4 protein-coding genes are annotated in these 4,938 nt (G+C 35.5%); 3 read left to right on the top strand and 1 reads right to left on the bottom strand.

Going from position 1 to position 4,938, the window contains the following annotated elements; genetic code table 11:
• Positions 1–263: 263 nt before the first annotated feature.
• Positions 264–878 (bottom strand): leucine-rich repeat domain-containing protein, encoded by a 615-nt coding sequence (locus ACRD69_RS25175; protein ID WP_430817901.1) that lies wholly within the window; start codon positions 876–878, stop codon positions 264–266.
• 476 nt (positions 879–1,354) lie between these two features.
• Here ACRD69_RS25175 and ACRD69_RS25180 point away from each other — a divergent pair, with 476 nt between their 5' ends.
• The 3 genes from ACRD69_RS25180 (at position 1,355) to ACRD69_RS25190 (ending at position 4,602) form a co-directional block, all read left to right on the top strand.
• A complete protein-coding gene (locus ACRD69_RS25180; protein ID WP_430817902.1) occupies positions 1,355–2,170 on the top strand; it encodes a DUF695 domain-containing protein in 816 nt (271 codons plus the stop codon).
• A 272-nt stretch (positions 2,171–2,442) separates the two neighbouring features.
• Positions 2,443–3,144, top strand: a complete 702-nt coding sequence (locus ACRD69_RS25185) for a hypothetical protein (protein WP_430817903.1) — start codon at positions 2,443–2,445, stop codon at positions 3,142–3,144.
• A gap of 276 nt (positions 3,145–3,420) precedes the next feature.
• Positions 3,421–4,602 carry a serine hydrolase domain-containing protein gene (locus ACRD69_RS25190; protein WP_430817904.1) on the top strand — a complete coding sequence of 394 codons (1,182 nt, stop codon included), beginning with the start codon at positions 3,421–3,423 and terminating at the stop codon, positions 4,600–4,602.
• Positions 4,603–4,938 lie beyond the last annotated feature (336 nt).

The following is a 4,938-nucleotide window of genomic DNA, read 5'->3' on the forward strand; positions in this document are numbered from 1 at the left end:
ACTATATTTGTCTTGATCCTAGAGAAAGAAATATGAACAGCTCCAATGAAAAAGTGGCTTAAAAAATTGTAATTTATTAGAGTATATCTGTGGTTTAAATATATAGGAGCTGTAAATCAATTAATCAATTAATCAGTTCATCAATTAATCAGTTCGACAGTTTATCAGTTCACCAATTAATCAGTTCACCAATTAATCAGTTCGACATTTTATCAGTTCGACATTTTATCAGTTCGACCAATAAACTCATCACATCCCAATCCTCACAGTATCAACCTGCTAACCTTATCGCGTGTAGTGCCGGAGTATTCATCCAAAGGGTTATCAATCAGAACAAGTTCCTCCAGTTGACCGGGTTTTAGTAAGTGAAAAGGAAAGCTCCTGAGTTCATTGTTGTTCAGGTAGATATTTCTTAAGCGTGGTGCATCCAGTAAACACTCACATCCACTGCTCACCTGGTTATCACTCAGGTCAAGCAGATCCAGAGCCGCCAGACTACTGATTACTTTGGGAACAGTTGTAAAGTAATTCTGACCAAGATAAAAGCGTTGTAAACGGCTCAGGCGGCCAATTGATGAAGGTAGATGACTTAATTGATTGTTGCGTATATCAATGTATTTGAGTGATGTCAGTTGCTCTATCTCCTGCGGTATCTCTTTAATGCCGTTTTCCCTTATGTCTAGATACTCCAGGTGCTTTAATTGAAACAACTCATCAGGAATACCCCCCTTAAGGCGGCATTTCAGTATACTTAAATGAGTGACCTTATTGTCGTCGTTTAAAACATACCCCTTGGTTATCCAGCTTATCTTTTTTAGCTGTTTTAATGGCCTTGGGAGTTGTTTACTGAGCGCTTCTATGCATGCAATATCTGACATCAACTAAATTTTACCCGAATATACTAAGGAATTGATGAAATAGTATATTGTTTATAAAAAAAGCCCCATGGGCTTTGCCTTTCATCCTGAATGACAATTAATAAAAATATCAACAAAGTGATCGATAACTGGGCATAATAGATGTTTTCTGCTCTACAAACCCTGAATACATAACATAACTAGTAGGCATGTATATTGCTTTAATGCGCTGCTTAGATGCTTATCTGGTAAAATATTTTCAGCTTGATTTATTGCGACGGGTACGAAAGGTATGGTATTAGCAAGGCAGTGATGGAATTATTGAATTAAGTAAGTACTTACTTAGATGTACATTTGGAATACATACATTTAAAATTTAGATTTGATATGCTTTATATAATACCAATATGGTACGATATAAAGCATAGTGCCGTATATTGACAAGTTGTGCGGCATGATGTGACGTCCAATTAACACAAAAATCTAAACCAAACAAAATGAACAGATTATTACTGATTACATTAATTTTCTCATTTCTAACTCTTATGACTTCAAAAGCCCAAGAAGGAAATTGGGATGTCTATATGGCTCAGTATGAAAAAGGAGCTGGTTCAATAGCCCTAAATATGGATTTAATAGGTATAGCACCCAATAAAACCTTACCCTTTATACTTATTACAGGTGTGAAATTTGATAATTGCAGGGAAGATGGATTTCCAAATAGTGATGAATTTGAGAAGTTATATAATGTATCAGATAATATTGAGAATCTAATAAAGGAAAATGTAGCTTATGAACTAGCAGGTACTTTTACGTATCAATGCGAACGACTTGATTATATATATTTATCTGACACTATATCCATTAGGAAAAAGTTAATCGAATTGTATACATCAAAATTTGGAAACTATGAATACTTTATAAATCTTAAACCTGATAATTCATGGAAGGCATATAAAGAATTTCTATATCCTAATGAGATAACTCAAGAGTATATGTCTAACCAAAAAGTATTATTTCAATTGCAAAAGGCTGGGGATAACCTATCAAAACAAAGACAAGTTGACCATTGGATTTATTTCTCACAGGAATCAAATAAAGAAGAATTCAAAAAGTATGTTGAAAGTTTGGGCTTCAAGGTAGAAGGTCAGCAAAATGATAAGAATTTTGAACTACCTTATCAATTGCACATATCTCGTATAGATTACATTTACCCTGAATCAATAAATAAAATCACACTTGAACTTAGAAAGAAAGCTAAAGATTTAAATGGTGATTATGATGGTTGGGAAACATTTGTAATCACAGAATAAAAATACGACAGCACAACAAGCCATCATAAAGTAGCCCAGGCTTTGGCGGGGTTTGGGAGTTCTGCTCCCGCGTCAGCTAAGGCAAAAACAAGAAAGCGAATATACCACACACCCAGGCCACTTCATATGGCCGAACGTTGGATTTCATTAAAAAATAGCACCTACACAAAATGAATTTGGAAAAATCAATAAAGAATAAGCTCAGAATAGTTCTTATTAGTTTTATGATACTCTTATTGCCATTGGGATATTAAATTAGGGTTACATTTATAATGGATAAAACTAATAAGGTTTATCAGAATGCTATTGAAATAGGTGGACAACAAAATATATTAGCAGCCATAAATCAGATTGATAAGGCTCGCTCTTTTATCTTTTGGGATATTTACATGCTACATCAAAAAGCTCAATTGCTGTACAAACTTAAAAAGTATAGACAAGCAATAGAGACCATCAAACATAAAGACAATTTCATCTATCAAGGACTTCTCTACGAACACCTAGGCAAAAGCGATTCAGCTAAGGTATGCTATAAAAAAGCAATTCCTGGACTTAAAAAAGCTCTGAAAAAACAAAAAGATAATATTTACTTGTATTCAGAAAATCAAAGACGTGTTGCTTTGATGTATGCTTTTTTAGAAGATTCCGTGAACTCGAAGAAATATCTAAAACCGATTTCAAGTAAACTGGATTATTTCAGTCGAGACATGATTTTGCGATATGACTATTATATCGATGCATATAAAGGTGGTGGATATAAGGACTTTATTGAAGGCGAAACAGTTTATTATAATGCGGATAGTATTCCGAATGACCTTGATAGGGATAGTCTGTTTAGAGCGAATCGATTCTTTTATAATGGCTGTTTCGGCAATCAATATGAAATAAAGAAAATATTTGAGGATAAAGCCCTTTCTATTGGCATGCAGAAAAGCAATAACGAAACCCAGCAATGGCTAATAAATCATAAGTGAATCGACTCGTTTAGGTTGGTTCTCAGCTTCGGCAAACAGCGCCAAATAGTCGATTTATGAACAAAAGATTTGTTTATTTTGGGGTTCATGATTTTCAATTGGCTTAAAATAAAAAGGTAAAAACAAATACAACGCTTTGGCTCAGTTCAGCTTGGAACGTTTGTAAGGTTAAAACTCCCTGACGGCGCCATACCGCGGGACTGTTAGTCGCAATAAGAACATTGCACCTGACAATTTGTTAAGTATTGTATGTTTAATATTTAATGCCTACAATAAATGAAATCAAGATATATAGCATTGTCGATTATTGTTATTATATCAATAGGGATTACTTGGGTCATTGAACCATTCTCTTTAAATCCCTTTAAACGAATCGAAATTCCGCTGGCTATTAGTGAAACAGATTTTGATTGTCAGGATTCTCTAATTATGTGGGTAGATTCATTTGAGAGTAAAGCAAACGATAAAATCAATGCCTTTATGGCCTCCAATGAATTTTTAGGGGTTACCGCAGGTGTCTACATAGATAATTGTGGTACCTACATAAGTGGAGCTGGTTTTACTGATAAAAGTAAGCAAAGCATTACTCAAGGCAATATGTTAGGAAGAATAGCCTCTATTACGAAACCAATGACTGCCATTGCAATTATGCAATTGTACGAAAAAGAATTAATCGATTTAGATGTACCTATTCAAACTTATATTCCGGAATTTCCTAAAAAAGCCAAAGGAGAGGTTACAATTAGGCAACTATTAAAGCACACGGCAGGAATTACTCATTATTCGTCAAACCTGGATGCACTTTCATTCACCCAATATGCTACATTAAAAGATGCTATAGATGCTTTTAAGGATGAGGAACTTGCTTTCGAACCAGGGACTCAATACATGTATTCCTCTTATGGCTATACCATATTAGGAGCAATAATTGAAGAAGTAACACAATTGAGTTATGGTGAATATATGAAGATAAACATCTGGGATGTAGCGGAAATGTCCAATACCAGTCTGGAAGATGACAAACAAGATTACCCTAATAAATCGCAACTTTACCTTAAATTAGGCTCAACCTATATTAAAAGTCCAAAAACTGACTTAAGTATTATTTATCCGGCAGGAGGTGTGCAATCTACCATAGCGGATTTGCTCAAATTTGGAGAAGCGGTTTTGCATAATAGACTCATTGACAGTTCTTCTTTGGAGATCATGATAAATGCAACAGATGAATTAGCTCCAGCTATTGGCGATGATCCTTATGGTTTTGGTTGGGCTGTTTATGATGACCCAACATATGGTAAAATTATCCAGCATGGAGGAACACAACCAGGCACAAGTTCATTCTTTTCCATTTTTTTAGATCATAAAATTGTGAGTGCCGTTTTATCTAATAGTTATGGAAGTCGTTCCAGTGCCTTCTTTCTATCAAAAGATATCGCAATTCTGGCTATGGAAAAATAAAGTGCGTGTCAATGTATAACAATAATTGCCTGACGACATTATGTGGTAGTCTTAACCTCCTGCCATCAGCCCAGAATGGGCTGAACATGGTAGAGATGTATTGATACTCATCGAGCATTGGCTATCCCGGTGCATGGAACACAGGTGCATCGAAGAACATTTGCTATTGCACCGGATTGATAGGCACTGGGTAACCCGGGGCGTCGCTACGCTTTGCCCACGAGTGTTCGAAAAGATTCAAACATTCACATATATAGTGTTTTGCAAGCTGTAAATCAGCTCTCCTCCTGGCAAGGAGGAGTACCTCGACGAAGGAGAGGGGAGGTGGTTTTAAGT

Origin of the sequence: Carboxylicivirga agarovorans (assembly GCF_050589845.1) — a bacterium.
Lineage (GTDB): Bacteria > Bacteroidota > Bacteroidia > Bacteroidales > Marinilabiliaceae > Carboxylicivirga > Carboxylicivirga agarovorans.

Bases quoted from the DNA above. Each gene is read 5' to 3' on its own strand.
- ACRD69_RS25175 (WP_430817901.1), bottom strand. From the start codon at position 878: ATGTCAGATATTGCATGCATAGAAGCGCTCAGTAAACAACTCCCAAGG.
- ACRD69_RS25180 (WP_430817902.1), top strand. From the start codon at position 1,355: ATGAACAGATTATTACTGATTACATTAATTTTCTCATTTCTAACTCTT.
- ACRD69_RS25185 (WP_430817903.1), top strand. From the start codon at position 2,443: ATGGATAAAACTAATAAGGTTTATCAGAATGCTATTGAAATAGGTGGA.
- ACRD69_RS25190 (WP_430817904.1), top strand. From the start codon at position 3,421: ATGAAATCAAGATATATAGCATTGTCGATTATTGTTATTATATCAATA.